Below are 25,988 nucleotides of genomic sequence, written 5' to 3' on the forward strand. Positions count from 1 at the left end.
AGCGTAGGTGCAGGGTCTTTTCGTGCCGTAAGTGAAATGGCGTAATGCGGCACGAGAGGTAGCGGTAGGGGTGTGCTCAGCCGAGAATGGTGATGCCGAGGGAGAAATTGGTGTGCTTGACGGAGTGGTTCATGAGGCCCAGCTCCAGCAGGCCGACGTTCTCCAGTGCCCGCGCCATGTTCAGCTTCCCGGTGTCCCAGGGGCGTAGCCCCAGGCTCTCGACGAACGCCGACACGCGTGCCTTCGCCTGCGCGTCGTCGCCGGCGATGAACACGTCCAGAGGGCGGTCCTCGGCCGGGTCGGCCGTCAGAACGTGGGAGAACACGGTGTTGAACGCCTTGACGACATGCGCGTCGTCGGGAGCCGCCTTGGCGATCTCCTGTGCGCCGGAACTGCCGTCGGGGACGACGAAGCGCTGCAAGTCGGGGGTTACGGGGTTGGTGATGTCGACGATGACCTTGCCGCGCAGCGCGTTCCCGTACTCCCTCACCACCGCCGCCGCGCCGGCGTACGGCGTGGCGAGGATAACGATGTCCCCGGTCGGGGCGGCCCCGGCCGTCCCGACAGTGGCGCCGCCGAGCGTGGCGGCCAATTCCTTGGCCTTGGCCGGGTCACGGCCGATGATTTCGACGGCGTTGCCGCCGGCGAGCGCCCGGCCGGCCAAAGCACTGGCCATGTTTCCCAGTCCGATAATGCTGATGCTGCTCATCGGTGTTCCTGCTTTCCGGGCTTGGCCCCTGCTGTCAACTTCCGCTGTCGAATTCTTGGGTCGAATTCACTTCGGCGCCCTCTAGCGCTTGTTTTCAGGCTGCCATCGAGTCCGAGTGGGTGTCCAAGACCTCTTTAAGCTGCGGTGATACCCTGAAGGCATCACCGGGCCGGGAGGTGCCATGGATCTCGATCTGCGGAAACTGCGTTACTTCGTCACCGTGGCCGACCGGCTGCATTTCGGCCGCGCCGCCGATGAGCTCCATATTGCGCAGCCGGTGCTCAGCCGGCAGATCCGCGCGCTTGAGCAGGATCTCGGGGCCTCGCTTTTCACCAGGGATCGCCACGGCGTAGAGCTGACAGACGCGGGTCGGCAACTGCTGGCCGACGCCGGTCCGTTGCTCGCCTCGACCCACGCGGTCCGCCGCCGGGTGTCCGCGGCCGCCAGCGGCAAGCGGCGGCTGATGGTCGGTTTCCGCGCCGGCATTGCCGTCACCCCGGCGGCCCGTGCGTTCGAGGACCGGCACCCGGACGTGGTCGTGGACGTGCAGCGGATCGAAGGGGACGACCAGGCTGCGATGCTGCTCGACGGCCGCATCGACGTCGGCTATGTGCGGCTGCCCATCGACGAGGCCGGCCTGCGCGTCACCCCGCTGTACACCGAGCCGCGGGTAGCGGTACTGCCGGCCGGTCACCGGTTGGCCGGCAAGGAGGAGGTCACCGAGGCCGACCTGGCCGGTGAACCGCTGGTCTGGCACGGTGACCCGAGCACGCAGCCCACCAGGCGCCCGCTCCGCAATGCCGGGTACCCGGTGCGCGGGGTGGACGAGACGCTCGAGCATGTCGGGGCCGGACGGGGAATCTCCTTCCTGGCTCGTTCGGCGTCCGTGTTCTACTCGCATCCAGATGTCGTCTATGTGCCCATCCCGGATCTGGTGCCCGAACAGGTGTGCCTCGCGGTGGCGGCATCGCACACCTCGCTGGTAGTGGATGACTTCGTCACTGCGGCTCAGTCGACGGCCGAGATCACGGCGGAATGTGGGAACTATGAGATGTGGCAGCTTGGAGGCGATGCCGCCACAAGGCACGCTTGAGCGGTTCGACTGACCCCGTTCATCATGCGCCGAGACGGTTCCGTTCTTCGGCCGGCAGTTGTCTGAAGGGGCCCGGAAGCACCTGCGACCGACTCGAAGTATGTGTTGCGGACGCGGCTCAAGTCGGCTGATCGCCCTGTCGTCGGAGCGGCGCCGTTCACCGACGGTCTGCTGTTCGTAGCGTCGGGAGTCGGTTCTACGGGGCAGGCAATGGGTGCGGGGCGCTTACCTTGCCGTTGCGGTTCGAATCCCCAAGCTGACCAGCACAGCTCCCGCCAGACGACTCATCCCACGGCGGAACCGGGGCGTGTCGATTGCCGAGCGCGCGGCGGCTACCACAGACGTCCAGAACAGCAGCCAGACAACGACGACGACCACATGTGCGATCGCAAGCGCCGCGATCTGCGGCGCGATGGGACGGCTGGACGTGAGGAACTGCGGAACGAGGGTGAGATAGACCGACGCCGCCTTCGGGTTGAGGACGTTGGACCACAGACCTTGCCCGAAGCCCCCAAACCGAGCCCACGGCAGGTGCCACCGCACCCGTCTCGTTGCATCGATGCCTCGACGTGCTGAGCGCCACGTGGTCACGCCCAACCAGATGAGATAGATCCCGCCCAGGATCTTCACCACCGTCAACGCGTGCGCCGACGACATGACAAGGGCCGACAAGCCCACTGCGGCGAACGCTGCATGCACCAGGAGCCCACACGCTGAGCCGTACGTGACGAGCACACCGTCGGACCGCGAGCCAGCGATCACCCGCTGTGTGACAAGGGTGAAGCTGGTGCCGGGAATCAACGTGAGAGGTGTGACTGCGGCCACGAAGCCGAGTACCTGTTGCCACTGCACACAACGAGCATAGGCGGCGGTAGCACCCCCAACCACCCCTTCCCCGGCGGCTCTTCCAGCCTGGGCGGGGGGACCGCGGCGTCTACCTCGACTTGAAGTTCATTACGGGACAAGCCTCAGAGCTCGCCACACGATCACGATCGGTGCTTCTTCAGTCGCAGCCGGCAGATGATGTTGCAGGCCAACGAGGCGAACGTTTGGTGGAGTTCGAGGCGCGCCGCTCCAGCGCACGGCCAGGCGCTTGAACTGGTGCAGCAGGGCGGGGGACTGCTCGACGACGTAGTGGAGCTTCCCCACGCCCTTGATGTTCGGGGCGCCCCTCCGGGAGATCACCGGCATGATCGTGCGACTCCGCAGTTCCCGGTGTACGGCCTTCGAGTCTCCAGCGGCAGGAGTTGCCCGCGATGTCCTGATGCAGGACAGCGACAGGTGCGCGGGCTCCCGCTGGGACTACTGGGCGTCGCGCCGGCGGCGCGCGCGCTCGAACTCATCGACATCCGATATCCAGGGGCCGTGCTGTTCGAGTGCGGCGCAGCCGCCGCGGACGAAGGTGCTCACCAGGTTCCGGTACCCGCCGATTCCGTCGACCAGGCTGTACTCGACCCGGTACTCGGGATCCGACCCGCCTTCACCCTCGTGCACCGTCGTGATCCGGGCGATGGAGTCCGCGTAGAAGTGGAGCTGGATCCCTTCGCCCATCTCCTCGTCCTCGATGGTGAACACTTCGTTGTCTCCGGCGGAGCGATCGCCGACGAACTCCCAGAACTCCGCGGAGGCAGTGCGGGGACCGTCCGAGAGCCACTTCTTCTCGACACCCTTGTCGTCGGTGAACGACAGGATCGTCTTCCTCGCACTCTCGCCGAAGCCGGCGCGGTCGCCGCCGGCCTCCTCGTCGTCTTCCATGGGTGTGCTCCTGGAGCGGTCCGTGGCCTCCGAGCACATCAGGAAGCTCACGGTACGCACCGCGTCGTCGACGAGCTCAGGGTGTGCACGGCGCACGGCCGCGTCGACCGTCGTCGCCATCCGGTCCCAGTCGCGCTTGTCCGTGGCGCGCTTTCCCCGTCGCGGATCGCGGCCGATCCGCATCCCGGCGCACGCCTGCTCCGCGGTGGCGATCACCCGCATGACCTCGGGCAGCAGCGCGGGGTCGACGGCATCGGGCATCCGCCTCGGAACCGTCGCGCCGTGCAGGTACTGGCCCGTGTACTTCAGAATCGCGGCGTCGAGTGGACCGAGTACTGCTCCCCGCTCGGCGCGACGGCGGTTCGATTGGTATTCCTGAGCTCGTTTCCCGTTGGACGTCTCTGTCGCCGCGCGCATCGCCGCGTAGACCTGACCGCGCTCGAGCAGACCGATGTCGGCGCCGTGGGCGATGAGCCGGCCCCTGTCCCACCGGATGCGTTGGAGGAGCGCGTCGACGTCCGCGGGCGCGGCAATGAGGATCGGGTCCAGGAGCGCGACGGCGGCGTTCTCGTCGAGCCGGCCCCGGGTTCCGGCGTCGTCGCACAGCGGAAGGACCGCACTCCACAGCAGCAGGTGTCTGGCCAGGTCCTCCCGGATCACCGCGAGATGGGCTTCCCCGATCGAGAACGTGAACGTGCGAGGCTCATGGTTGGCGTCGGCCCCGGCACCGAGCATCAGCTTCAACTCACCGTCCTCGCGGATCACGTTCGGGATCCAGCCGCTCCTACGGGTGAAAACGATGTCTCTCATGGACTCAGTCTTCCCCATCAGACGAGACCGGCGAGTCCTGCCTGCCCCGATCTGACCGGCCGCTTTCGTGTACACCCACGCCGTCCAGAGCGAGCGGGCTCGTCATGGTCAGCCGAAGACGAGCTCAACGTCCCTGTCCAAGCAGAACTCCATGACGGTGACCAGCCGGCGGGTGTCGTCGAAGCGTCCTTGGAGAACGGGTTCGCTGTCATCGTGTTGCCGCCGGCAGATGATTGCTTCCAGCGGGGGCAGCATGGCCGCGCATTGAGCGGGCGTAAGGTCCGGACCGTCGTCATCTGGATGGTCGAGAAGTGGAGCCAATGTTGTGGAGACGCTGCTCCACGGGCGGTCTCCGCCGAAGCCGCACTTCTTGGGGAGGCTGAACCCCTCGGCCCGGGCCAGCCACTCCCTGAACACGCCGAATCCTGTGTAGGACCACGAGACGTCGGGGCTGGTCACATCCCCGTCTCCGGGGAAGAGCACGATCCCCATCCTGCCCTCCCCGTTCGTCCGGTGCCCAGGATCGGGCGTAGGAAGCACGCCGGCAACTGAAATGATCTGCCGCACGGCCGGTGCGATCACGGCGTCGGACCGGGTCCTGCTGGTCGCCGCGCACCGGGTGTACGCACGGCGACCACGGCCAATTTCACGGTGAGTCTGAGCTGGAGCCGCCGTGACACCGAGGAATCAACTGGAGAGGATCCTCGGAGGAGTTGACCGAGACGTCCAGACCGGGGGCACGATGTCAGGGACCGCGTACGGGGCGTCGTCGAGTCCGGACGAGGCCCTGGCCTCGTCGGTCGTCCGGATCACGGGGCAGAACGGGTCGCCGAGCGGCGCGGGTTTCCTCGTCGCCGCGGATCTGGTGCTGACCTGCGCCCACGTGGTGTCGGACGCGTTGGACCAGCCCCGTCACGAGACGGTGCCCGCCGGGAGGGTGGTCAACGTCGAGCTGCCGCTGGCCGAGCGCCGGGAGGATGCCGGACCCGGGGTATGGCCGGCCGAGGTCGAGCAGTGGGTGCCGATCAGGACCGGCCACGCGGGCGACATCGCGGTGCTGCGGCTTCGAGAGGCGATCCCCTCCGCCCGTCCCCTGCCGATGGTCGACGCGGCGAGCGTATGGGATCACGGAGCGCGTGCGGTGGGGTTCACGGGTGGCGAGCCCGGGGAGACCTGGTTCCGCGGAAAGCTCAGCGGTGCCACCAGCGAGGGCTGGCTCCAGCTCTCCCGGGCGGACGGGCAGGCCGCGTACGTCCAGCGCGGATTCAGCGGCAGCCCGGTCTGGGACAACGAACTGGGCGCGGTGGTCGGGCTGCTCGTGGCCGCACAGCCGCAGCAGGACGCGCAGCAGGCGTACGTGCTGCGTACCAGGAGCGTGCTGCAGGAGGTTCCCTCGCTCGCCGCCGTCGTGAGTCCGCCCACACCTTTCCGCGGCCTGGCGCCCTTCCAGGAACACGACGCGGACGTCTACTTCGGCCGTGACGGCGACATCGAGCGCGTAGTCACCGCACTGCACGGTGCCGACACCGCTGTCACCCTGTACGGGCCGTCGGGCTGCGGGAAGTCGTCACTGGCGCTGGCCGGGGTGGCTCCGCGGATGCGGCGGGCCGGGTACGAGGTGTTCGTGGTGAACGCCGGACAGGTCTCGTCCCTTCGTTCCGCGCTCGCCACCGAACTCCACGAGGCCGTCCGTACCGGCCGGTTCGGGCCGGCGCGGGCGGACAGCGTGGACCAGGTGGAGGCGTGGCTCGCGGACAAGGGGCTCACGGACACGCTCCACCGGCTCCGCGGCACGGCCGCCGGCAAGCTGCTGATCGTCCTCGATCAGGCCGAGGCGCTCCTGGACCGCACGGAAGCCGAACTCGGCGAACTCGTGGAACTGCTCTTCCCCGACCGTCTGCCGGCCACGGCCGGACGAGTGCTGCTCACCCTCCGCGCGGACTTCATGAACGCCGCCCTCGAACACCCGCGCCTGGGACCTGTCCTGCGTGGTGGCACCACGCTGCCGCTCACGCCGATGTCCCGTGACCAGCTCCGAGAGGTGATCACCAAGCCGGTCGAGACCGTACCGGCGGTGGAGTACGACCCGGGGCTCGCCGGGCGCGTACTGAACGACACAGGCGGCGAACCAGGCGTCCTCCCGCTGCTCGGCTTCGTCCTGGAGCAGTTGTGGGAGCACCAGGTGGCCGGCCGTCTTCTGGCCACGACGTACGACGACATCGGCGGGGTGTCCGGTGCGCTGCGCCGCCACGCGGAGACGGCGTGGCGGCACTGCGTCCCGTCCGGGAACGAGGCTGAGGCGCTGGCGCTGCTGACCGGGCTGGTGCGGGTGCTGCCGGGTGGCGAGGCTCCACTGCGCCGCCGGCTGACCCGCGACGAGGCCGGAGAGGGACGCTGGCGCCTGGCACAGGCGCTGGCGGAGCGGCGCCTGCTGGTCCTGCACGGGGACGAAGGGCGCCCGGAGAGCGCCGAGTTGGCGCACGAGGCACTGATCACCGCATGGCCGACACTGGCCGATCTGGTCCGTGCCGACGCCGACTTCCTCGCCTCCCGGGCGGAGGTGCAGCACGACCTGGAGCGGTGGAAGAAGGCGGACAGCTCGGCGGACCTGCTGCCCGGCGACCTTCAACTCGCCGCCCTGAAGGTGAGGTTACGGGGTCGCGAGGCGGACCTGACCGAGGAGCAACGGGATTTCCTCGCGCTTGCCCGCCGACGCCGGCAGGCGCGGCGCGCCCGGGTGCGAACGGGGTGGATCGTGGTGGCGTTGACCCTCGTGCTGATCGCCGGGCTCGGCACATTCCTCATACAACAGTCTCAGGTGAGCGCGAAACGGGCGGCGGAGGGCCAGTCGAGGTCTCTTGCGATTCAGTCGGACGAACTGACGGACAGCAACCCCGCTCAGGCAGGCCTGGCAGCTCTCGCGGCGTACGACATCGCACCCACACAGGAGGCCCGCAGCGCGCTGATGCGGCGGTACGCGGAGCTGAAGGGTGCGGCGTGGGTGCTGGCGGGAACTCAGGGAAAGATAGTGGAGGCGGACGTCAGCGATGAGGGAACGGTGGCCCTCGTGACGAGCGTGACGGGCCGCGCGACGTTGTTCGTCCGTACGGCCGACGGCAGCGTCCGGCATGAGCAACTCCGTTTCGCGGACGACCTCCTGTCCCCTGTGGTCAGCTCCGACGGCAGCCGGATCGCCTACGTGCGTGGCGAGGACGGCGTGGTGGTCTGGCACGACGTGACACCCACGGGAAAGCGACTGGCGGGACCGATGGGCGTCCTCCGAGGCGCGCTCATGGAGCCCGAATCGCTGCCTGACGCGGACCGCCGTAACACCATGGACTTCTCTCGGGACTCCCGTTTCCTGGTTGCCGCGTCCGTGTCGACACGGCCCGTGCGACTGTGGGACCTGACGACCGGGCGGCCCCGGGCCCTGCCCAAGCAATTCCGTGGCCTGGACAGCGTGTGGTTCGGGCCCGACGAGAACACGGTTGTGGCCAAACGACTTCTTCCCCGCCCCTCGCTGGTGAAGGTCGACATCGCCACAGGCGCCATACACGAGTTGTCCCGTGGAGCAGCAGTCGCAGTTTCGGGGAACGCCGCCGTGGCGGTCTTCTGCACGGGTACGGGTCCGCAGGCACGGTTTCGCGTTGTTCGTGTATCGGACGGACAGGTATTGAGAACCGTCAGCATGGACAAATATAGGTATGACTGCACGCTCTCCGACATCGCTGTCGACGGCACCGGTGACTACTTCGCGGTCGTGAACAAATCTTCCAACTACTGGGACCTTGTCGGTACTCACCCCGGTATCGCGACGCGGACGTATTTCCTCGGCCCCGATCCGCTGAGTTACTCCAACCGCGCCGAGTACTCCGCGACCGTCGACGCTCCCCCCTTCCTTGTCGGGACTCCTCATACACCAACCTTGGTGACGAACGAAGGAAACGCGCTCAAAGGGTGGGCGCGAACGCTGTACAACGACAGCACGGACCCGGAGCCGCAGCTGCTCGGCGACGGCAGCAGGATGGTCATAAGGGCAAGAAAAGACGAAGCCGATCTGCTGCGGGTCGTGGAGACCGAGGGCGAAGGGGGGACTCTGTCCGAGGTCAAGTCCAGCCCCGTTCCAGAACCATATGTGCCCCTTGAAGTAAACGCGCCAGGGACGCTAGTGGCGGATGTCTTGGAAAGGCACCGGGTCGTGGTCCGTGCGCTTCCATCTCTACGCCGGGTGGCGGAGTTTCGCACCGCGAAGCCCCCCGCTCCGGAATCACGGAAACGGCAGGCGATCTTTCTCAGCTTCCATGGCGACAACCGGGTCGTTACAACGTCCGGTTCCGTCGTGGAAAGCTGGGACGCCCGAAGTGGTCGACGTCTGTCGCGGCCCATTGATCTGCGCGATGTACGCCTGACCAAGAAGAACCGGTCCACCTTCACTGTGCGAGACCATCCCAAGCCGGGGTTTGTGAGCGTAACGGTGGCCGGTGAGCCGTACATGCACGCCGTCGACCTCCGTACAGGAAAACCCGAGAAAAAGCTCCGCGTACGTCTCGCCGATGACCTCTATTCGGCATCCTTCCTGGCTGACCCGGAGTACGTAACCGTCCTGACCACGGCCCAGATGGCGGAGCTCTGGTCGGTCCACCCCGGGCAGCCGGCGAGGAGAGTAGTGGGGCCGTTCGGGCCACTCACCGACCACGAGTGGTCACAGGAGTGGTCGCTGCGCCCTACCGAGGGAACCGGATTCCTCCTCGCCTACAAGGGCTCCATCCACTTCCTCAAGGCGGACGAACCCGGATACCAGGACATCTACGAATTCGGCGAAGAACAAGCTTTCCCGGCAGCGACCAGTGACGGCAAGGCGATACTCCGCGACCCCGCGAACCTTGAACCCCACGACCTGCTCCGCCTCGACCCCGCCCTCTGGAAACGCCATGTGTGCAAGGTCCTCGGCCGGGAACTCACCGCGGACGAGCGCCGCGGACTCGTCCTCAGCGTGCCCACCGACATCTGCCCTTCCTGACGGTCGCGACGCCGGTGGCAACGTGCAGGGCTCGTCAGGGGCCCAGGCCCTGTCCGGGGTCTGGGACATTGACTCTGTTCGCGGTGTTCCGCAACGCGGGGCGGAATGTGCCGCGGGTTCCGTACGCGCTGCGATGCCGTACGAGGGTGGCTACCGTCGATCGTATGGAACGAGGCGGCGCGGTCCTGATCGACATCGACGGAGTACTCACGGTGTCCTGGGAGCCGCTGCCCGGCACCGTCGCGGCCATGGAGCGGCTGCGCGCCTCGGGGCGCCCCTTCGCACTGGTCACGAACACGACCTCGCGGACTCGTGCCTCGATTGCCGAGCGTCTGGCCGGGGCGGGGTTCCCTGTCACGGTCGACGACATCCTCACCGCGCCGGCCGTCACCGCCGTGTATCTGCGCGAGCACTGTCCGCGCGCTCGTTGTCTGCTGCTCAACGCCGGTGACATCCGGGACGATCTGCGGGGTGTGACGCTCGTCGACGACACGGATCCGGACGCCGACGTGGACGTGATCGTCGTCGGAGGGGCCGGCGAGGAGTTCGGTTACCCGGCCCTCAACCGCGTGTTCCGCCACCTGCGGCGCGGAGTCCGCCTCGTGGCGATGCACCGCAACCTCTTCTGGCGCACCGCCGACGGCCTCAGCCTCGACAGCGGAGCCTTTCTCCTGGGCCTGGAGCGGGCTGCCCGGGTCGAGGCGGAGATCACCGGCAAACCGGCGGGGGCGTTCTTCGCCGCCGCGCTCGACCACCTCGGCGCCGAGCCGTCGACGGCGGTCATGGTCGGGGACGACATCGAGTCCGACGTACTCGCCGCACAGCGGGGCGGGATCACCGGCGTCCTCGTCAAGACCGGCAAGTACACGCCCGAGACCCACCGGGCGGCCACGGGCACACCCGACCACGTCATCGACTCCTTCGCCGCGCTGCCCGCCCTCCTGGAAAGCCTGGCCACGGGCTCCGGCTGAGCCGGGACGGCTCTCGACGCGACTCGTGCGCAGCGCCGCCTCGACGCGGCCGTCTCCCACGCCGCCGCCGTCAGGCAGTCGCGTGTGCTTCCAAAGCGGTGGCGATCACCTTCGCGGTGGCCTTGTGCGTCACCCGGGCGGCGAGGCGGTCCAGTTCGGCCAGCGCGGGCCCACTGTCGACCCGGCCCAGGGCGAGAGCCCCCGCATGCGCCACCTTCGCACTGCGCGGGCCCCGCCCGGGCACCTTCGTCAGCGAGGTCTCCACCAGCGCCCCAAGCGCACGAGCCGAGTCGGAATGCGGTGGCAGCAGCGACAACAGCCAGGCGAGGCCACGCAGCGCGAGGGCGTTGTAGGGGTCGAAGACCTCGTTGAAGTTCCGGTCTTCGCAGAACACGGCTCTCACCCGGAAGGTACGCGGAACGCCCACCAGAGCGAGCCAGGACACCACCTTCTCCCGCACCTGCTCAGGGCCCAGCGGCTCGACGAGCTGACGGGCCAGCCTGTCCCACTTCGCGCTGGGCTTGGCGGACGTGGCGGTGAGGGCGTGCGCGAGCAGCGCCCGCCACGGGTCGTCGGGACCGGGACCCACCTGCTCCAGGGCACGCTCGGCCCACTTCTCACCCACGTTGAGGACCGGGTCGGTGGGTTTCTCACCAGCGCGGCCGAGCGGCGCGGCCGGGAAGCCGTATTCCATGCCACTGCGGCGGAAGGCGGCAATCGCGGCCGGCGTGAGGGCACGGCCGGCGGCCAGCTCCGCCTCCACCAGAACCGAGAAATGGTCCTCGTACCAGAAGGAGTGGCATTGGCCGAGGTCGTCGAGCACCTCGATGCGCTCGGCGGACAGTGGGTCCTCGGGGAGATCCGCGGCGAGGATCCCCGCCAGAAGCAGTGTCCGCGCCCTGAACTCGGCGGCCTCATCGAGGCGGTGGTAACGCTCGATCAGGGAACGGGCGAGGCCGCGACGACGCTCTTGAGGGAGATCGCGCAGCTGGTCCAGAAGCTGCACCGACCAGCCGACGCCCCGATAGCCGCTGTCGGTGACTCCCATGGCGTTGAGAGTCCTGTCCGCGAGCCCGATGTCACCTGCGGCGATGTGGTTCGGAACATCTTGCATCTCGCTCAACCCCCCACCAGCGGAACCAGGTTCGGAAGGGTCACCTCGGCGTCCTCGGGCTTCTGGAAGACCCGCCGCCGGATCAGCTCACGTACGGTCAGCCGCTCTTCGGTGATCTCCAGCTCCCAGCCGTCGGAGCGGCCACCTCTGGTCGTCTCGTCGGCGAAAGTCATCTTCCTCATGCCGACTGACACTAGGGGACCCCTCTGACATCGGACTCAGCCGGTGGGTCCGGTCGTTCACCTCTACTGGCGTGCGGGCGCAAGCGGCTGGGCCGGTGTGGGACTGACTTCGCCCGGCCGTGAACTCGTCGGGACTCTGATCGGTCAGTCGGGCTGCTTCTCCATATGCGCGAGGATGCGGTTCGAGATCCGGGCGAGCGTGTCGAGTTCTTGCTGGGTGAGGGCGTCGACGAACAGTCGGCGGACGTGTGCGACGTGCATGGGTGCGGCGTCTTCGATCGCCTTGTAGCCGGCCGGGGTGGCCACGATGAACGCTCCGCGTCCGTCGTCGGGACATTCCTCCCTGGTCAGGAGCCCGCGCTTCGTCATCCGCCCGACCTGGTGGGACATGCGGCTCTTCTCCCACTCCACCAGCTTGGCGAGGTCCAGGAAGCGCATCCGGCCGCCGCCCCTTTCGGTGAGACTCGCCAACACGATGTAGTCGGAGGCGGACATACGGGAGTCGGCCTGGATCCGGCGGGAGAGTCGTCCGATGAGCGTCTCCTGCATGCGGATGAAACTGTCCCAGGCGGCCTTCTGCTCCGAGGTCAGCCAGCGAGGCGTTGCGTTCATGGAGAGAGTCTAACGAGAACGTTGACAGCTCATCTATTCCGTTGACGTGGCCGATTCCGACCGATGCCCGGAATGTCCGGGGGCTCTGCGAGCGTCGGCATCCTTGACGCCTCACGGCTTGCGGTCGGTCACGGAAGGTGTCCTCCGCTCCGGACTGTCTCTCCTCGGTACGTCAGGTCCTCCTCGCTCTGGTCCACCTGCGGTGCCGGGATGCCTGCGCCCGGCTTGCCGCCGGATTCGGCATCGGGGCCGCGACCGCCTGCCGCTGCATACGCGAAGCCGTCCAGGCCTCGCCGATCCGTTCGGGCGGCTCGGAGCCACACCGCCGCGCGACAGCGCGGGGTCATCGGGGCCCTTGTCGGCGCAGGTAGCCGCGTCAACGACGTGGTGAAAGCCGTCCTCGTCCTTCACCACGCGTCAGTGCCCCAGCGGGCCCGAACGCCCGCAGGTCGGCATCTGGTTGACACATCAACACATCGTCATTAATTTAGGTGACGCATCACCTAATCGGATGGGGATAGACCGCTACTGATGCGGAGGCCGCCCAAGTAGTGGGCTGTATGAACCGATTCAGCGTGCGGCTGTATCGCCGGCGTGAGATCGACGGTGTCCCGTCCATGCCCGCAGACACGAACACCCGGAGAGAGATCCCATGAGCACTGAGAACAAGGCCGGACTCAACGCACTGCTGACGCCCGAGGAGAGCGTCCTCGTACTGATCGACCACCAGCCGTTCCAGTTCGCCAACCTGAACAGCCACGAACCGACGATGGTCGTCAACAACGTCGTCGGACTCGCCAAGAGCGCCAAGGTGTTCGACGTCCCGACCATTCTGACGACCGTCCTGGAGGAGCGTGGCGGCCTGCTCGTCCAGGGTCTGCAGGACGTGTTCCCGGAGCAGAAACCGATCAACAGGACCTTCATCAACACCTGGGAGGACGAGCGGGTCGTGGATGCCGTCAAGGCGACCGGGCGCAAGAAACTGATCCTCGCCGGCCTCTGGACGGAGATCTGTCTGGCGATGCCGGCCATACAGGCCGCGGGGGAGGGCTTCGAGGTCTTTGCCGTCACCGATGCCTCGGGCGGTGTCTCGAAGGAGGCCCACGACATGGCCGTGCGGCGCATGGTCCAGGCGGGCGTGGTTCCGATCACCTGGATGGCCGTGCTGGGCGAGTGGCAGCGCGACTGGGCCCGTGAGAAGACCGTGGCGGGCGCCGCCGAGGTCCAGCTCCAGCACGGCGGTGCCACCGGTGTGGCCTTCGCCTGGGAGATGCAGCTCCTGGCCACGCCCACCGGAAGCGGGGCCTGACAACGCTGCCGCCCCGGCACCGATCCGTATCGGGTACTGCCTGTCGCTGAGCGGTCCGCTCGCGGACAACAGCCGGTCGGCCCGTCTCGCCCATGAGATCTGGCGGGAAGCGATCAACAGCCGGGGCGGCCTGCTCGGCCGCCCGGTCGAACTCGTCTGCTACGACGATCAGGGGAACGCGGATCTCGTCATCGGTGGATACGGCACCAACACCGTGCTGCCGGCCATGCCGTTGATGGTGGAGCGGGAGCGCTTCTTCGGCGCAGTAGGTGCACCGGCATTTCGTGAGTACCTACTTCGACGCTCACGGCATGAATAAGTTGATGCGTCAACCGAATGGGGCTAGTGTGGAGCACGGCTCATACGGAGGAAGTAGTGGAGGACACGACATGGCCGTGGAAGTGAGTGACGTTCCCGAAGCCAAGCGGTACGAGGCCCGGGTCGACGGAAAGGCCGAGGTCGCGGGTGTCGCGCAGTACATCCGTACGACGGAACTCGTCGCGTTCGTACACACCGAGGTCTCGCCGGAGTACGAGGGCAGGGGAGTCGGGTCGGCGCTCGCCCGCACCGCACTCGACGAGGCGCGCGCCGCGAACCTGCGGGTGCTGGCCACCTGCCCGTTCTTCGCGGGGTGGATCGCCCGGCACCCCGACTATCAGGACCTGCTGTACCAGTCCCGCAGCAAGGTCAGCGACTGAACAGCCGGGCACGGAAGCGACAGAATCGACGGAGGCCGGTATGGGCGGCGGAACCGAGAAGAAGGCGTACGAGGGCCGGTCGATCACCGTGACCTTCGAAGCCAGGCGCTGCTTGCACGCCGCCGAATGCGTCAACGGCCTGCCGGAGGTCTTCGACACGGCCAAGCGCCCGTGGATCCGGCCCGACGGTGCCGAGGCCGAGCGCCTGGCCGAAGTGGTGCGGCGCTGCCCCTCGGGTGCGCTGCGGTACGAACTCGCGGACGGCGGGATGGAGACCCCGGACCGGCCCGCGTAGATCGCGCGCAACAGCTGATCGAGCGCGGCGAGTTGAGCGCGGAGCACGCCGGAAGGCCGGCGCGTCGAGACCAGGGTCCTCCTGTGCGGCTGCGGGTGCCGGTCCAGCGGACGTACCCCCTCGGCGAGGTGGCGGCCGCACTGGAGGTCGGCCGGTCGGGGCACCTGGGCGGCAAGCTCGTACCGCTCTCACTCCGACTTGAGCATTCAAGTCAACAGTCGGGGGTTGCGGCACCGTGGAGCGCGCGACCTGAAGATCCGCGACGGCGTCCGGACCAAGGCCGGCGGTGCAACCGTCACCCACGTCTCCGGGCCTTGACGCCCACAGCGACTAGGAAGGTACAAGCAAATGGGGTACATCACCGTAGGGAATGAGAACAGCACTCCGGTCGATCTCTACTACGAGGATCAGGGCGCGGGTCAGGCCGTCGTCCTTATCCACGGATACCCACTGAACGGTCACAGCTGGGAGCGCCAGACGCGGAATCTCCTGGCCGCCGGATATCGCGTCATCACCTACGACCGCCGGGGCTTCGGCAAGTCGTCGAAGGTGAATTCCGGGTATGACTACGACACCTTCGCCGCAGACCTGAACACCGTGCTGGAGACGCTCGACCTTCGCGACGTCGTTCTGGTGGGCTTCTCGATGGGTACCGGCGAGGTCGCCCGTTACGTCTCAAGATTCGGACATGAGAGGGTCGCCAAGCTCGCGTTCCTGGCCTCGCTGGAGCCTTTCCTCGTCGCCCGGGACGACAACCCCGAGGGTGTACCGCAGGAAGTCTTCGACGGAATCGAGGCGGCGGCGAAAGGCGATCGGTACGCCTGGTACACGCAATTCTTCTCGAACTTCTACAATCTTGAGGAGAACCTGGGTAGTCGGATCAGCCAGGAGGCCGTCACCGCGAGCTGGAACGTGGCGACGTCGAGTGCCCCCGTGGCGGCCTACGCGGTCGTTTCCGCTTGGATCGAAGACTTCCGCGCCGACGTCGAAGCGGTCCGCGACAGCGGTAAGCCCGCTCTGATCTTGCACGGCACAGCCGACAAGATCCTGCCCATCGACGCTACCGCCCGCCGCTTTCGACGGGACTTGCCCGAGGCGCAGTATGTGGAGATCGAGGGTGCCCCGCACGGGTTGCTCTGGACGCACGCGGATGAGGTCAATTCAGCCCTGCGCTCCTTCCTCGGCTAGATTCATCCGTGACGAGAACGGTTACCCCCGCTTCCAATGGGAGCGGGGGCAGTTGGGCAACGAATGTTGGCAGGTTTGCTATTGGGCATTTCTTTGTCGAGGGCGTCTCGGGTATCGCGTCTTCGCCCGGGGAGCGCCGCTACGGGGGGCCGCTTGCCTGGAACCGCCAACCATCGATCAACTCGCCATCCCCTTCGATGTGTTGTTCCCGCATGGACGAGCGAAGGACCTCGGAGCGGTATCGGCGCGCGACAGTCCGTCCCTACGTCAAGAAGTAGTTCTCCACGCACCGCGACTCTGCGCTGAACCGCAATAGCGCGCACCGAAGCCAAGGACCTGCCTTATGAAGACTCCCGTGCCCGACTACCTGGACGAAGTGCTCGACAGCCTGCGTGACGACACCAGCGGCGCCAACGCCGACTACATCCCCGAGCTCGCCGAAGCCGATCCGGAACGTTTCGGCATGGCGCTGACCACGACGCTCGGTCGCACCTACGCCGCCGGGGACGCCGACACGGAGTTCTCCATCCAGTCGATCTCCAAGCCGTTCGCCTATGCGGCCGCCATCATCGATCGTGGCCTCGACCGCGTCCTGGATGCCGTCGGGGTCGAGCCGTCCGGCGAGGCCTTCAACGAGCTCTCCCTCGAAGGGGGCACCCACCGGCCCAAGAATCCCATGATCAACGCCGGAGCCATCACCGCGCATTCGCTCCTGGTCGGCGCGGAGGCCGGCCAGGACGATCGCGTCGACCGTACCGTGACGTTCTTCTCCCGCCTCGCGGGCCGGGATCTGCGCGTCGACGAGCGTGTGTGCGCCTCGGAGCTCGGCTCCGCGCACCGCAACCTTGCCCTCGCCTACATGCTGCGCACCTACGGCATTCTCGACGGGGACGTGCCCGCCGTCGTTGAGGGGTATACGCGCCAGTGCTCGATCCTGGTCAGCGTCCGGGACCTCTCCGTGATGGCCGCGACGCTCGCCACCGGAGGAATCCAGCCCGTCACCGGCGAACGGGTGATGGACCCCGCCATCGCCCGGCACGTCATGGCCGTGATGGCCACCGCCGGGATGTACGACGCGGCAGGCGACTGGCTCACCCGCGTGGGCATCCCCGCCAAGAGCGGGGTCGCCGGGGGCATCGTCGGCGTCCTGCCCGACATGGTGGGCATCGGAACTTTCTCCCCGCGCCTGGACTCCTACGGCAACAGCAAGAGAGGGCGTCTCGTCTTCGAGCGGCTCTCCCGCGACATGGGGATGCACCTGTTTTCCTCCGACCGGGGCCGGCTCGACGCCGTCGACGTGAGCGAGACACGGGGCACGGTCACCTTCGCCCTGCAAGGCAACGTCCAACTCACCGCCGCGTCGGAGCTCTTGGATCTGATGGCCGACTCGGACGGCGCGGCCGACGTGGTTCTGGACGTCACCCGGGTGCATTCCTTCTCCGATCTCGGCCGTCGCATGTCGCTCGAAGGGCTGCGCCGACTGCGCCTGGACGGACGCAAGGTCGCCGTCCGCGACCCCTCGGGCGTGCTGCCGGACCCCGATCTGGGAGACGGCAGTTACCCGGACTTGGTCTGACCGGCCCCATCCCTCTGGATCCCCGGGGAAGACCGCCTCGGTCGTGTGCCTGGTGTGCCGCACAGGCCGCCGCAAGCGAGCTCACCCCGAGTGGTTCACACCCGCGCCCGGTGCTGTGGCCGCCGAGCAACTCGCACTGCTCGGTGGCCACACCACCCAGGACCGTGCCGTCGACCGCCGACGCCGGTCGACCCGGTCGACCCGGTCGGCGTCGCCGTACCGGAAGAGTCGGTCAGGACGTGGCGTGGTCGGCGACGCGCCCTCGCAGAACCTCGAGCTTCTCTCCCAGACTGCCGATCGCAATGGAGAGGTGTCCCTGCCCGGGTTCCAGATGAACCTCAGCCGTGGGCAGGTGCTCGCCCAACCACTGGCCGTGCGTGACAGGGACCATCTGGTCCACGGCGCCGTGCCACAGCTCGATCGGCGCCACGACACCACCGAAGTCGAAACCCCACGGGCTGGTGAGCGCGGCCAGGTCCGCGACCCACCCCTCGTCCCCTCGGGACAGACCGTGGTCCATGTTGGCCGCGTTGTCCGCACCGTACTCGGCGGTCAGTACCGCCAGGTCCACGGGTGGAAGCAAGGAGGCCATCTCGGTCGCGACATCCGCCGACTTGTTGCCCCGGACAGCCGAAGCCATCTGCGCCACGAGCTCGCGCATAGCCGATTCGCCGTGTCCGACCGTCCCGAACTGCGCGACGTTCTGTGCGCCCATGCCCTCGGTGTAGTCGAGGCCGTCGGCGTCGAACGGCGCGAACGAGGAGACGAGCAGTACGCCTTCAACGCTCTCAGGGGCCACCGCCGCGCCGGCCAGCGCATGTGGTCCGCCGGCGGACCACCCGACAACGAGGTACCGCTCGACGCCAAGTCGGCCGAGCAGGAAGGCACAGTCGGCGGCCGTATCGGCAACAGTCCTGCCGGTGGCGTGGCTTGATGCGCCGTAACCCGCCCTCGAGTACGTGATCACCCGGAACCCGCGCGCTGTCATCGAATCCAGGACCGTGTCCATCGGGACGGCCGAGCCCGGCATGCCGTGATGGAACAGGGCGACCGGTCCCGTGCTCGGTCCTCGGACTTCGTACTCGAGATCGCGCCCGTCGGGCAGCCGCAACAGTGGCATCGGAGTCTCCGTCAACTTCTGAGATCGAATAGAGCAAGGGCCAGGTCGCAACCGGCCGCTGTGACCGGGCGGGCACGTGCCCGGCCGATCGCGAACACGTCGAGCCCGACCTCCTCGGCCTTCAGCGCGATAGCGGCCATGGCCTTGATCCGCCTCACGCTCGGTCGGCGAACGGCCCGTCACCGGGTCCGGCGTGACATCGCCGACGGCGGTGATCCCGAACCGCATGGTCACCTTCATGTGGTGGATGTGTCAACATCATGCCGCAACAGGAGTCGTCGCGTATCCATTTGCGCCGCCCGGCGGGCGCGTTGGCGACTCGCGGGTCGTCGCCATGGGACTCGGTTGACTAATCAACTACCCTGGTGGTTGTCTTGCCGCGGAAGTCTCCTCCTCGTGCGGAGGAGCGACTGCGCAGCGACCATCCCGAGGAGGAGCGATGGAATCCCGCGTGGCGGACAACCCCGGCCGATCACGTTTCGAGGTCTTCGACGGCGACGAACTCGCCGGCTTTGCCGAGTACCACCGGTACCAGGACGAGATCGCCTTCATCCATACGGAAATCGATCCGCGGTTCGCGGGCCGCGGCCTCGGCGGCGTACTCGCCCGCGCGGCCCTCGGCGCGGCCAGGGAGCAAGGGCTCGGGGTGCTTCCCTTCTGCCCTTTCATCCGTGGCTGGATCGGCAAGCACTTGGAGTACGCCGACCTGGTGCCGCAGGGGCAGCGGGCGCGGTTCGGACTGTGAGCCGGACCGTGCCGCAGGCGGAGCAGGCGGAGCGGACCGAGACAACCGACGCCGGCCGGCCCGTCTACGTACGAGCCGCGGCCGTGGTCGCCACCAGTTCCGAGTCGGACTACCGAGTAGACATACGCGCGGGTCGCCACCCGCTCGCCGCCGATGAGCCGGAGTCCGTCGGTGGGGCCGACACCGCGCCCACTCCCGTCGGCCTGCTGTTGTCGGCCCTGGGCTCCTGCACGGTCATCACCCTGCGCATGTACGCCCAGCGCAAGCAGTGGCCCCTGCCCGAAGTCCGGGTGCACCTGGCGTACGAGAAAGGGCCGGACCGGGCGGCCCGCATCACCCGGCGCATCGAGCTGACGGGCGACCTCGACGATGCCCGGCGCGCCCGGCTGCTGGAGATCGCCGACCGGACCCCCGTCACGCGGGCGGTACGGGGTGAAGTGCCCATCGTGCCCGCGCCCGAACGCCCGGGACGGCACAACTCCGTGCCGCGGCCCGCCGCAACAGAAGGGACGCAGTCGTCATGAGCGACCTCGACCTCCAGCCCAGCCTCCGTGAGTGCGGAGGCCGGGCCGATGTGTCAGGGCGGCCCGTCAGGGAGCTGCTGAACCCCCGCGAGGCAAGCGTGGGCGCCACGGTCGTGCGCAGACTGCTGCCGAATCTGGGGCGGCGCATGGTGGGCGCCTGGTGCTTCGTCGACCACTACGGGCCCGACGACATCGCCGACGAGCCCGGCATGCAGGTACCGCCCCACCCGCACATGGGCCTGCAGACGGTGAGCTGGCTGCACGAGGGCGAGGTCCTGCACCGCGACAGCGTCGGCAGCGTGCAGGTCCTGCGTCCTCGCCAACTCGGTCTGATGACGTCGGGGCGGGCCATCGCGCACGCCGAGCAGAGCACCGCGCCACATCCCCGGCTGCTTCACGGCGCCCAGTTGTGGGTCGCGCTGCCCGACGCCCACCGGCACACCGCGCCCGCCTTCGAGCACCACGCCGACCTGCCGGTCGTCACGGGTCCGGGGCTGACAGCCACCGTCGTCCTGGGCGGACTGGACGGTGCGGTATCGCCGGGTACGACGTATACGCCGCTGGTCGGCGCGGACCTCGCGCTCGCCGAAGGCGCGGACGTACGGCTGCCTGTGGAGCCGGACTTCGAGTACGCCGTGCTGACGATGTCCGGAGCCACCGAGGTGGACGGCGCGCGCCTCGACCCCGGCTCCATGCTCTATCTGGGGTCCGGACGTACCGAGCTGCCGCTGCGCGCCCTCAACGACTCGGGGCTGCTGCTCATCGGGGGAGAGCCGTTCCAGGAGAAGATCATCATGTGGTGGAACCTCATCGGACGAACTCAGGAGGAGATCGCCGAGGGGCGTGCGGCCTGGATGTCAGGTGACCGTTTCGGGACGGTCCGCGGCTACGACGGCTCGCCGTTGCCCGCTCCCGAACTGCCGGCGACCCCGCTCAAGCCACGCGGCCGTACTCGCTGACCGCGCACGGCGGGGCGTTCTTTCCGCAGAGGTCTCGTCGCCGGCGGCGGTGAATTCCCTGTCGTCGTCATCCTTTTCCAGCTGCTCCAGAAGGCACTTCGAGAGTTCGCTGAACGTGTTCAGCTCCTGTGGTGTGAAGGGGGCGATGAACAGGCGGCGCACGGCTCCGGCGTGACGTGGGGCCGCTGCCGCGATCGCCTCCCGGCCGGCCGGGGTGGCGACCACATAAGCGCCGCGGCCGTCCTCGGGGCACGCCTCACGAGCCACCAGCCCACGTTTCGTCATCCGGGCTATGTGGTGGGACATACGGCTCTTCTCCCATTCCACCGCTCTGGTCAGGTCCAGGAAGCGGAGTCGGCCCTCGGGTACCTCGGTGAGATTGACGAGGACCGTGTAGTCGGCGGCGGACAGGTTGGACTCGGTCTGCAGATCGCGGGAGAGCCGGCCGATGAGCTTGCTCTGCAGCCGGACGAAGTTGCGCCAGGCGTGCTCCTCGGCCGGGGTGAGTCGGCTTGGTTCCTCATTCATACGTGCAAGGGTAGAGGGGTTTGTTGACGTGTCACCCAGTCATGTAGGTTGAGCCTCGGTAACGGTTGATGCGTCATCTAATCTCTGAGCCGGGCCAGGTGCTGTTCCGCGAGTTCGGCCTCACCCCGGATCTGTGGCCGAAGCTGCTCGCGAGCCCCTCGCCGTCGCGCGCTGAACCCCCTTACGCCGAGCAGGAGTTCTATTCGATGACTGACAACGTGAGTGCACTGAAGCGCCTCTCGGAGGAAGGCGTCTCGATCTGGTTGGACGACCTGTCGCGCCGGCGAATCACATCCGGCAGCCTCGCCGAACTGATCGACCGGCAGTACGTCGTGGGCGTCACCACCAACCCGTCGATCTTCCAGAAGGCCATCAGTGGCGGCGATGGTTACGAGCAGCAGCTCACCGACCTCGCTGCCCGCGAGGTCACCGTCGAAGAAGCCCTCCGCATGATCACCACGGCGGACGTCCGCGACGCCGCCGATATCCTGCGCCCGGTCCACGATTCGGCACAGGGCCGGGACGGCCGCGTCTCCATCGAGGTGGACCCGCGTCTGGCGCACAACACCGCCGCGACCGTGGCCGAGGCCAAGCAGCTGGCCTGGCTGGTGGACCGCCCCAACACTCTCATCAAGATCCCGGCGACCAAGGCGGGCCTGCCCGCGATCACCGAGGTCATCGGTAGCGGCATCAGCGTCAACGTCACGCTGATCTTCTCCCTGGAGCGCTACCGCGAGGTCATGGACGCCTACCTGGCGGGCCTGGAGAAGGCGCGGGCCGCAGGCGCCAATCTCGCGGCCATCCACTCCGTCGCTTCCTTCTTCGTCTCCCGTGTCGACAGCGAGGTCGACAAGAGGCTGGAGACGCTCGGCACTCATGAGGCCAAGGCACTCAAGGGCACCGCCGCGCTGGCCAATGCCCGGCTCGCCCATCAGGCCTACGAGGAGACGTTCGCGGAGGAGCGCTGGGCCGCCCTGGAGCAGGCGGGAGCCAACAAGCAGCGCCCCCTCTGGGCTTCGACCGGCGTCAAGGACCCCGCGTACAAGGACACTCTCTACGTCGTCGAGCTGGTCGCGCCGAACACGGTCAACACGATGCCGGAGGCCACGCTCCACGCCACCGCCCACCATGGCGAGGTCACGGGCGACACCATCGCCGGCACCTATGACCAGGCCCGCGCCGCCCTCGATGCCGTCGAGCGGCTCGGTATCTCCTACGCCGATGTCGTACAGACGCTGGAGGACGAGGGCGTCGCGAAGTTCGAGGAGGCCTGGATCGAACTGCTCGCGTCCACCGAGAAGGAGCTGAAGCGCCTTGCCGCGAAAGGGGATTGACGCGATGCCGGACATGACCCCGACGCCTGGGGCGGACAGTTGGACGAACCCTCTGCGCACTGCCTCCGACCGCCGTCTGCCGCGTATCGCGGGCCCGTCGGGCCTGGTCATTTTTGGTGTCACCGGTGACCTGTCCCGCAAGAAGCTGATGCCCGCCGTGTACGACCTCGCCAACCGCGGGCTGCTGCCGCCGGGCTTCTCGCTCATCGGCTTCGCCCGGCGGGACCGGGAGGACGAGGACTTCGCACAGTTGGTCCACGACTCGGTGCGTGAGCACGCCCGTACGGAGTTCCGGGAGGAAACCTGGCGGCAGCTCGCCGAGGGCATGCGTTTCATCGTGGGCGACTTCGGTGATGACGAGGCGTTCAAGAAGCTCCGGGAGACCGTCGACGACCTTGACGCGTCCCGGGGCACCAGCGGCAACTTCGCTTTCTACCTGTCCGTGCCGCCGAAATTCTTCCCCGACGTCGTCCGGCAGCTGAAGAAGCACGGGCTGGCCGACGCACCCGAGGACTCCTGGCGGCGGGCGGTGATCGAGAAGCCCTTCGGACACGATCTGAGGAGCGCCCGTGAGCTGAACGCGCTCGTGCACGACGTGTTCGAGCCGGACCAGGTGTTCCGCATCGACCACTACCTGGGCAAGGAGACCGTCCAGAACATCCTGGCGCTGCGCTTCGCCAACCAGATGTACGAGCCGATCTGGAACCGGTCGTACGTCGACCACGTGCAGATCACGATGGCCGAGGACATCGGCATCGGCGGCCGGGCCGGCTACTACGACGGCATCGGCGCGGCGCGTGACGTCATCCAGAACCACCTCCTCCAACTCCTCGCCCTGACCGCCATGGAGGAGCCCATCGCTTTCGACGCCGAGTCGCTGCTCACCGAGAAGCTCAAGGTCCTGAAGTCCGTGCGGCTGCCGGAAGAACTCGGCGCGCACACCGTGTTCGGCCAGTACGCGGCCGGCTGGCAGGGCGGCGAGAAGGCCCTCGGCTATCTCCAGGAAGACGGCATCGATCCCGCGTCGAAGACCGACACGTACGCGGCCGTCAAGCTGGAGGTGGACAACCGCCGCTGGGCGGGTGTCCCGTTCTACCTGCGCACCGGCAAGCGACTGGGCCGCCGGGTCACGGAGATCGCGGTGGTCTTCCAGCGTGCCCCGCACTCGCCGTTCGACTCGACCGCGACCGCGGAACTCGGCACGAACGTCCTGGTCATCCGGGTGCAGCCCGACGAGGGCATGACCATCCGATTCGGTTCGAAGGTGCCCGGCACCTCGATGGAGATCCGTGACGTGACGATGGACTTCACCTACGGCGAGTCCTTCACCGAGGAGAGCCCCGAGGCGTACGAGCGCCTGATCCTCGACGTCCTGCTCGGCGACGCGAACCTCTTCCCGCGTACCGAGGAGGTCGAGGAGTCCTGGCGGATCCTCGACCCGATCGAGGAGCACTGGGAGACGCACGCCAGGCCCGCGCAGTATACCTCGGGCGGCTGGGGCCCTGCCGAGGCCGACCAGATGCTCGCACGAGACGGACGGAGGTGGCGCAGGCCATGATCACCGACCTCACGTACACGACGGCCGGCCGGATCAACAAGGCCCTGATCGAGGGCAGGGCCAACGGCACCGCCGCTTTCGGCATGGTGCTCACTCTCGTCATCGTCACCGACGAGGAGAACGCACATGACGCGGTGAAGGCCGCGACCGAGGCTTCCCGTGAACATCCCTCCCGGATCCTGGCCGTCATCAAGCGGCCGGCCCACGGCTTCCGGCACCGCAGCGAGCCCCGCGTCGACGCCGAGGTCCGTATCGGCGCCGACGCCGGCAGCGGTGAGACCGTGCTGCTCCGGTTGTACGACGAGGCGGTCGACCACGCCGAGTCGGTGGTCCTGCCGCTGCTGTTGCCGGACGCCCCCGTCGTCGTCTGGTGGCCGACCGACGCGCCGGCGGCGCCCGCCAAAGACCCGCTGGGCGCGCTCGCGCAGCGCCGGATCACCGACATGCACGCCGTCGGGGAACCGCTGCGGGAACCGGCCGCGCGTGCGGCCTCCTACGCCCCCGGCGACACGGATCTGGCCTGGACACGCCTCACCCCGTGGCGTTCCATGCTGGCCGCCGCCCTCGACCAGGTCCGCACCACCGTCACTTCGGCGGTGGTGGAGAGCGAACCCGGCAACCCCAGCGCCGAGTTGCTGGCCCGCTGGCTCACCGACCGCCTCCGCGTACCGGTCGAGCAGCTGGACACCGACGGCCCCGTGGTGACAGGGGTCCGGCTGTACACCGGGTTGGGCGAGATCCACATCGATCGCCCGGTCGGAGTGGTGGCGACCCTTTCCATCACCGGCCGGCCCACCCGCACCCTCGCCCTGCGCGTGCGGAGCACGGCCGAGCTGATCGCCGAGGAACTGCGCCGTCTCGACCCGGACGACGCGTACGCGGCGGCGCTGCGCACCGCTGTGACACCGCCATCGCCGCCGCGCACGAGTCAGGAGCCGGAGCGCCCCTGACACGTGTCCGGGAATGCATTTCATGACTTGAACGTTCAAGTCAATAGTCGGGGGTTCCGGCAACAAGATGGAAGGAGCGCCATGACCGAGCAGGTGGTCGGCAAGAGCTACAAGTTCGACCTGGGCGCACTGAAGGTGCGGTTCACCTTCGACTCGCAGACGCAGGGCAGCTTCGTCGTCGAGGAGGGCGGCGGGCTCGCGCCCGACGGTCACGCGGAGACCGTAAAGATCGACCTGAAGAAGATCCGCGACGGCGTCTACCTGAACTCGTGGACCGAGGCCGGCGGCGCCACCGTCACCCACGTCGAGGACTTCGCCAACGGGACGCTGCATTCCAACGTGACTGTCGGCGGCACTCTTCACAGGTTTGTCGGAACTATCGAGGAGGCACGACCGTGACTGGCAATACCGCAGCCGACCAGGCTCAGCGCAACACCGATATCGTGCTCACCGCCATGCGGGAGCTCTTCACCGAGAAGGACATCACCGCGCTCGACCGGTACTGGGCCGAGCCCTACGTACAGCACAGTCCTCAGATGCCCAGCGGTCTGGACACGCTCCGTGCTGCGGTGCCGGGCCTGGAGGGCTTCTCGTGGGAGCCTCAGCGGATCGCCGCGCAGGGCGACCTCGTATTCACCCACAGCATCGTCCACGGCTGGGCACCGAACCCCGTCGTCATCGTCGACATATTCCGGCTGGACAACGGCCGTATCGTCGAGCACTGGGACGTCATCCAGGACCTCACCTCCCCCGAGGCGACCGTCGACGGCAACCCGATGGTCTGACACCAGGCAGGCAGGCAGGCAGGAACGGCACACCAGCGCCGTTCCTCCCTGCCGAACGGCGTTCGGTGTCTCGCGATGCTGTGTGGCGCCGCTGAGGGGGGACCGCTGCAAGGCGCGTCATGCCGAGGGGGGCCTTGCCGACCGCCGGCTCCG

The 25,988-nt window shown here is 67.9% G+C and carries 26 protein-coding genes and 2 pseudogenes; 18 read left to right on the top strand and 10 right to left on the bottom strand.

Annotated features, from left to right (window positions below; genetic code table 11):
• Positions 1 to 76 precede the first annotated feature (76 nt).
• Positions 77 to 709 carry an NADPH-dependent F420 reductase gene (locus ACFWHU_RS24465; RefSeq protein ID WP_387227139.1) on the bottom strand — a complete coding sequence of 211 codons (633 nt, stop codon included), beginning with the start codon at positions 707 to 709 and terminating at the stop codon, positions 77 to 79.
• Between the two features lie 181 nt (positions 710 to 890).
• Here ACFWHU_RS24465 and ACFWHU_RS24470 point away from each other — a divergent pair, with 181 nt between their 5' ends.
• Positions 891 to 1,802, top strand: coding sequence for a LysR family transcriptional regulator (locus tag ACFWHU_RS24470; protein WP_385792753.1), 912 nt, complete (start codon positions 891 to 893; stop codon positions 1,800 to 1,802).
• Positions 1,803 to 2,027: 225 nt separating this feature from the next.
• Here the strand turns inward: ACFWHU_RS24470 and ACFWHU_RS24475 are convergent, their stop codons facing one another.
• The 3 genes from ACFWHU_RS24475 to ACFWHU_RS24485 all read right to left on the bottom strand — a co-directional run bounded on the left by ACFWHU_RS24475 (position 2,028) and on the right by ACFWHU_RS24485 (position 4,859).
• Positions 2,028 to 2,654 carry a LysE family translocator gene (locus ACFWHU_RS24475; RefSeq protein ID WP_387227141.1) on the bottom strand — a complete coding sequence of 209 codons (627 nt, stop codon included), beginning with the start codon at positions 2,652 to 2,654 and terminating at the stop codon, positions 2,028 to 2,030.
• Between the two features lie 450 nt (positions 2,655 to 3,104).
• A complete protein-coding gene (locus ACFWHU_RS24480) occupies positions 3,105 to 4,367 on the bottom strand; it encodes a DUF6357 family protein (RefSeq protein ID WP_387227144.1) in 1,263 nt (420 codons plus the stop codon).
• A 108-nt stretch (positions 4,368 to 4,475) separates the two neighbouring features.
• Positions 4,476 to 4,859, bottom strand: coding sequence for a hypothetical protein (locus ACFWHU_RS24485; protein ID WP_387227146.1), 384 nt, complete (start codon positions 4,857 to 4,859; stop codon positions 4,476 to 4,478).
• Between the two features lie 250 nt (positions 4,860 to 5,109).
• Here ACFWHU_RS24485 and ACFWHU_RS24490 point away from each other — a divergent pair, with 250 nt between their 5' ends.
• Positions 5,110 to 9,387, top strand: a complete 4,278-nt coding sequence (locus ACFWHU_RS24490) for a trypsin-like peptidase domain-containing protein (RefSeq protein ID WP_387227148.1) — start codon at positions 5,110 to 5,112, stop codon at positions 9,385 to 9,387.
• A 164-nt stretch (positions 9,388 to 9,551) separates the two neighbouring features.
• The gene (locus tag ACFWHU_RS24495) at positions 9,552 to 10,358 is read left to right on the top strand and encodes an HAD-IIA family hydrolase (protein WP_387227150.1); all 807 of its coding nucleotides are present in this window, start codon (positions 9,552 to 9,554) and stop codon (positions 10,356 to 10,358) included.
• A 70-nt stretch (positions 10,359 to 10,428) separates the two neighbouring features.
• Here the strand turns inward: ACFWHU_RS24495 and ACFWHU_RS24500 are convergent, their stop codons facing one another.
• From ACFWHU_RS24500 to ACFWHU_RS24510, 3 genes are all read right to left on the bottom strand, one after another.
• Positions 10,429 to 11,472, bottom strand: coding sequence for a hypothetical protein (locus ACFWHU_RS24500; protein WP_387227152.1), 1,044 nt, complete (start codon positions 11,470 to 11,472; stop codon positions 10,429 to 10,431).
• 5 nt (positions 11,473 to 11,477) lie between these two features.
• Positions 11,478 to 11,654: a hypothetical protein gene (locus tag ACFWHU_RS24505; RefSeq protein ID WP_385792738.1), complete on the bottom strand. Its 177-nt coding sequence runs from the start codon at positions 11,652 to 11,654 to the stop codon at positions 11,478 to 11,480.
• 144 nt (positions 11,655 to 11,798) lie between these two features.
• The gene (locus ACFWHU_RS24510) at positions 11,799 to 12,266 is read right to left on the bottom strand and encodes a MarR family winged helix-turn-helix transcriptional regulator (RefSeq protein WP_385792736.1); all 468 of its coding nucleotides are present in this window, start codon (positions 12,264 to 12,266) and stop codon (positions 11,799 to 11,801) included.
• Positions 12,267 to 12,403: 137 nt separating this feature from the next.
• Here ACFWHU_RS24510 and ACFWHU_RS24515 point away from each other — a divergent pair, with 137 nt between their 5' ends.
• From ACFWHU_RS24515 to ACFWHU_RS24545, 7 genes are all read left to right on the top strand, one after another.
• On the top strand, positions 12,404 to 12,637 hold the full coding sequence (locus ACFWHU_RS24515) for a transposase family protein (RefSeq protein ID WP_387227155.1): 234 nt from the start codon (positions 12,404 to 12,406) through the stop codon (positions 12,635 to 12,637).
• 281 nt (positions 12,638 to 12,918) lie between these two features.
• Positions 12,919 to 13,575 carry a hydrolase gene (locus tag ACFWHU_RS24520; RefSeq protein WP_385792734.1) on the top strand — a complete coding sequence of 219 codons (657 nt, stop codon included), beginning with the start codon at positions 12,919 to 12,921 and terminating at the stop codon, positions 13,573 to 13,575.
• Positions 13,517 to 13,894 carry an ABC transporter substrate-binding protein gene (locus ACFWHU_RS24525; RefSeq protein WP_387227157.1) on the top strand — a complete coding sequence of 126 codons (378 nt, stop codon included), beginning with the start codon at positions 13,517 to 13,519 and terminating at the stop codon, positions 13,892 to 13,894. Before ACFWHU_RS24520 ends, ACFWHU_RS24525 begins: the two co-directional genes overlap by 59 nt.
• A gap of 70 nt (positions 13,895 to 13,964) precedes the next feature.
• Positions 13,965 to 14,273 (top strand): GNAT family N-acetyltransferase, encoded by a 309-nt coding sequence (locus ACFWHU_RS24530; RefSeq protein ID WP_385792733.1) that lies wholly within the window; start codon positions 13,965 to 13,967, stop codon positions 14,271 to 14,273.
• A 40-nt stretch (positions 14,274 to 14,313) separates the two neighbouring features.
• Positions 14,314 to 14,568 carry a (4Fe-4S)-binding protein gene (locus ACFWHU_RS24535; protein WP_387227159.1) on the top strand — a complete coding sequence of 85 codons (255 nt, stop codon included), beginning with the start codon at positions 14,314 to 14,316 and terminating at the stop codon, positions 14,566 to 14,568.
• A gap of 348 nt (positions 14,569 to 14,916) precedes the next feature.
• A complete protein-coding gene (locus ACFWHU_RS24540) occupies positions 14,917 to 15,756 on the top strand; it encodes an alpha/beta fold hydrolase (protein ID WP_387227161.1) in 840 nt (279 codons plus the stop codon).
• A 343-nt stretch (positions 15,757 to 16,099) separates the two neighbouring features.
• Entirely contained in the window at positions 16,100 to 17,332 is a 1,233-nt protein-coding gene (locus ACFWHU_RS24545) for a glutaminase (RefSeq protein WP_387227163.1), read from the top strand.
• Positions 17,333 to 17,564: 232 nt separating this feature from the next.
• On the opposite strand, the gene ACFWHU_RS24550 is transcribed toward ACFWHU_RS24545, so the two are convergent.
• Both ACFWHU_RS24550 and ACFWHU_RS24555 read right to left on the bottom strand, forming a co-directional pair.
• Positions 17,565 to 18,452, bottom strand: coding sequence for an alpha/beta fold hydrolase (locus ACFWHU_RS24550; protein ID WP_387227165.1), 888 nt, complete (start codon positions 18,450 to 18,452; stop codon positions 17,565 to 17,567).
• A 65-nt stretch (positions 18,453 to 18,517) separates the two neighbouring features.
• Positions 18,518 to 18,680, bottom strand: a pseudogene (locus tag ACFWHU_RS24555) (5,10-methylene tetrahydromethanopterin reductase); the annotation flags it as partial.
• A 211-nt stretch (positions 18,681 to 18,891) separates the two neighbouring features.
• On the opposite strand from ACFWHU_RS24555, the gene ACFWHU_RS24560 reads away from it, so the two are divergent.
• From ACFWHU_RS24560 to ACFWHU_RS24570, 3 genes are read left to right on the top strand one after another with little or no spacing between them, the layout of a single operon-like run.
• Positions 18,892 to 19,197, top strand: coding sequence for a GNAT family N-acetyltransferase (locus tag ACFWHU_RS24560; RefSeq protein ID WP_385792723.1), 306 nt, complete (start codon positions 18,892 to 18,894; stop codon positions 19,195 to 19,197).
• The gene (locus ACFWHU_RS24565; protein ID WP_387227168.1) at positions 19,194 to 19,721 is read left to right on the top strand and encodes an OsmC family protein; all 528 of its coding nucleotides are present in this window, start codon (positions 19,194 to 19,196) and stop codon (positions 19,719 to 19,721) included. Before ACFWHU_RS24560 ends, ACFWHU_RS24565 begins: the two co-directional genes overlap by 4 nt.
• The gene (locus ACFWHU_RS24570) at positions 19,718 to 20,680 is read left to right on the top strand and encodes a pirin family protein (protein ID WP_387227170.1); all 963 of its coding nucleotides are present in this window, start codon (positions 19,718 to 19,720) and stop codon (positions 20,678 to 20,680) included. The genes ACFWHU_RS24565 and ACFWHU_RS24570 overlap by 4 nt, the downstream gene beginning before the upstream one ends.
• A gap of 63 nt (positions 20,681 to 20,743) precedes the next feature.
• Here the strand turns inward: ACFWHU_RS24570 and ACFWHU_RS24575 are convergent.
• Positions 20,744 to 21,208: pseudogene (locus ACFWHU_RS24575) on the bottom strand (MarR family winged helix-turn-helix transcriptional regulator); the annotation flags it as partial.
• Positions 21,209 to 21,414: 206 nt separating this feature from the next.
• Between ACFWHU_RS24575 and tal the strand changes: the two are divergent.
• The 5 genes from tal to ACFWHU_RS24600 all read left to right on the top strand — a co-directional run bounded on the left by tal (position 21,415) and on the right by ACFWHU_RS24600 (position 25,835).
• The gene (gene tal / locus ACFWHU_RS24580) at positions 21,415 to 22,542 is read left to right on the top strand and encodes a transaldolase (RefSeq protein ID WP_387227172.1); all 1,128 of its coding nucleotides are present in this window, start codon (positions 21,415 to 21,417) and stop codon (positions 22,540 to 22,542) included.
• A gap of 13 nt (positions 22,543 to 22,555) precedes the next feature.
• Positions 22,556 to 24,100, top strand: coding sequence for a glucose-6-phosphate dehydrogenase (zwf, locus tag ACFWHU_RS24585; RefSeq protein WP_387227174.1), 1,545 nt, complete (start codon positions 22,556 to 22,558; stop codon positions 24,098 to 24,100).
• Positions 24,097 to 25,050, top strand: coding sequence for a glucose-6-phosphate dehydrogenase assembly protein OpcA (gene opcA, locus ACFWHU_RS24590; RefSeq protein ID WP_387227176.1), 954 nt, complete (start codon positions 24,097 to 24,099; stop codon positions 25,048 to 25,050). Before zwf ends, opcA begins: the two co-directional genes overlap by 4 nt.
• An 81-nt stretch (positions 25,051 to 25,131) precedes the next feature.
• Complete coding sequence (locus ACFWHU_RS24595) at positions 25,132 to 25,449, top strand: hypothetical protein (protein WP_385792711.1); 318 nt, start codon at positions 25,132 to 25,134, stop codon at positions 25,447 to 25,449.
• Complete coding sequence (locus ACFWHU_RS24600; RefSeq protein ID WP_385792709.1) at positions 25,446 to 25,835, top strand: nuclear transport factor 2 family protein; 390 nt, start codon at positions 25,446 to 25,448, stop codon at positions 25,833 to 25,835. The genes ACFWHU_RS24595 and ACFWHU_RS24600 overlap by 4 nt, the downstream gene beginning before the upstream one ends.
• The last annotated feature ends 153 nt before the right edge of the window (positions 25,836 to 25,988 follow it).

Origin of the sequence: Streptomyces sp. NPDC060366, from assembly GCF_042725135.1 — a bacterium.
In the GTDB taxonomy this organism is placed as follows: Bacteria; Actinomycetota; Actinomycetes; order Streptomycetales; family Streptomycetaceae; genus Streptomyces.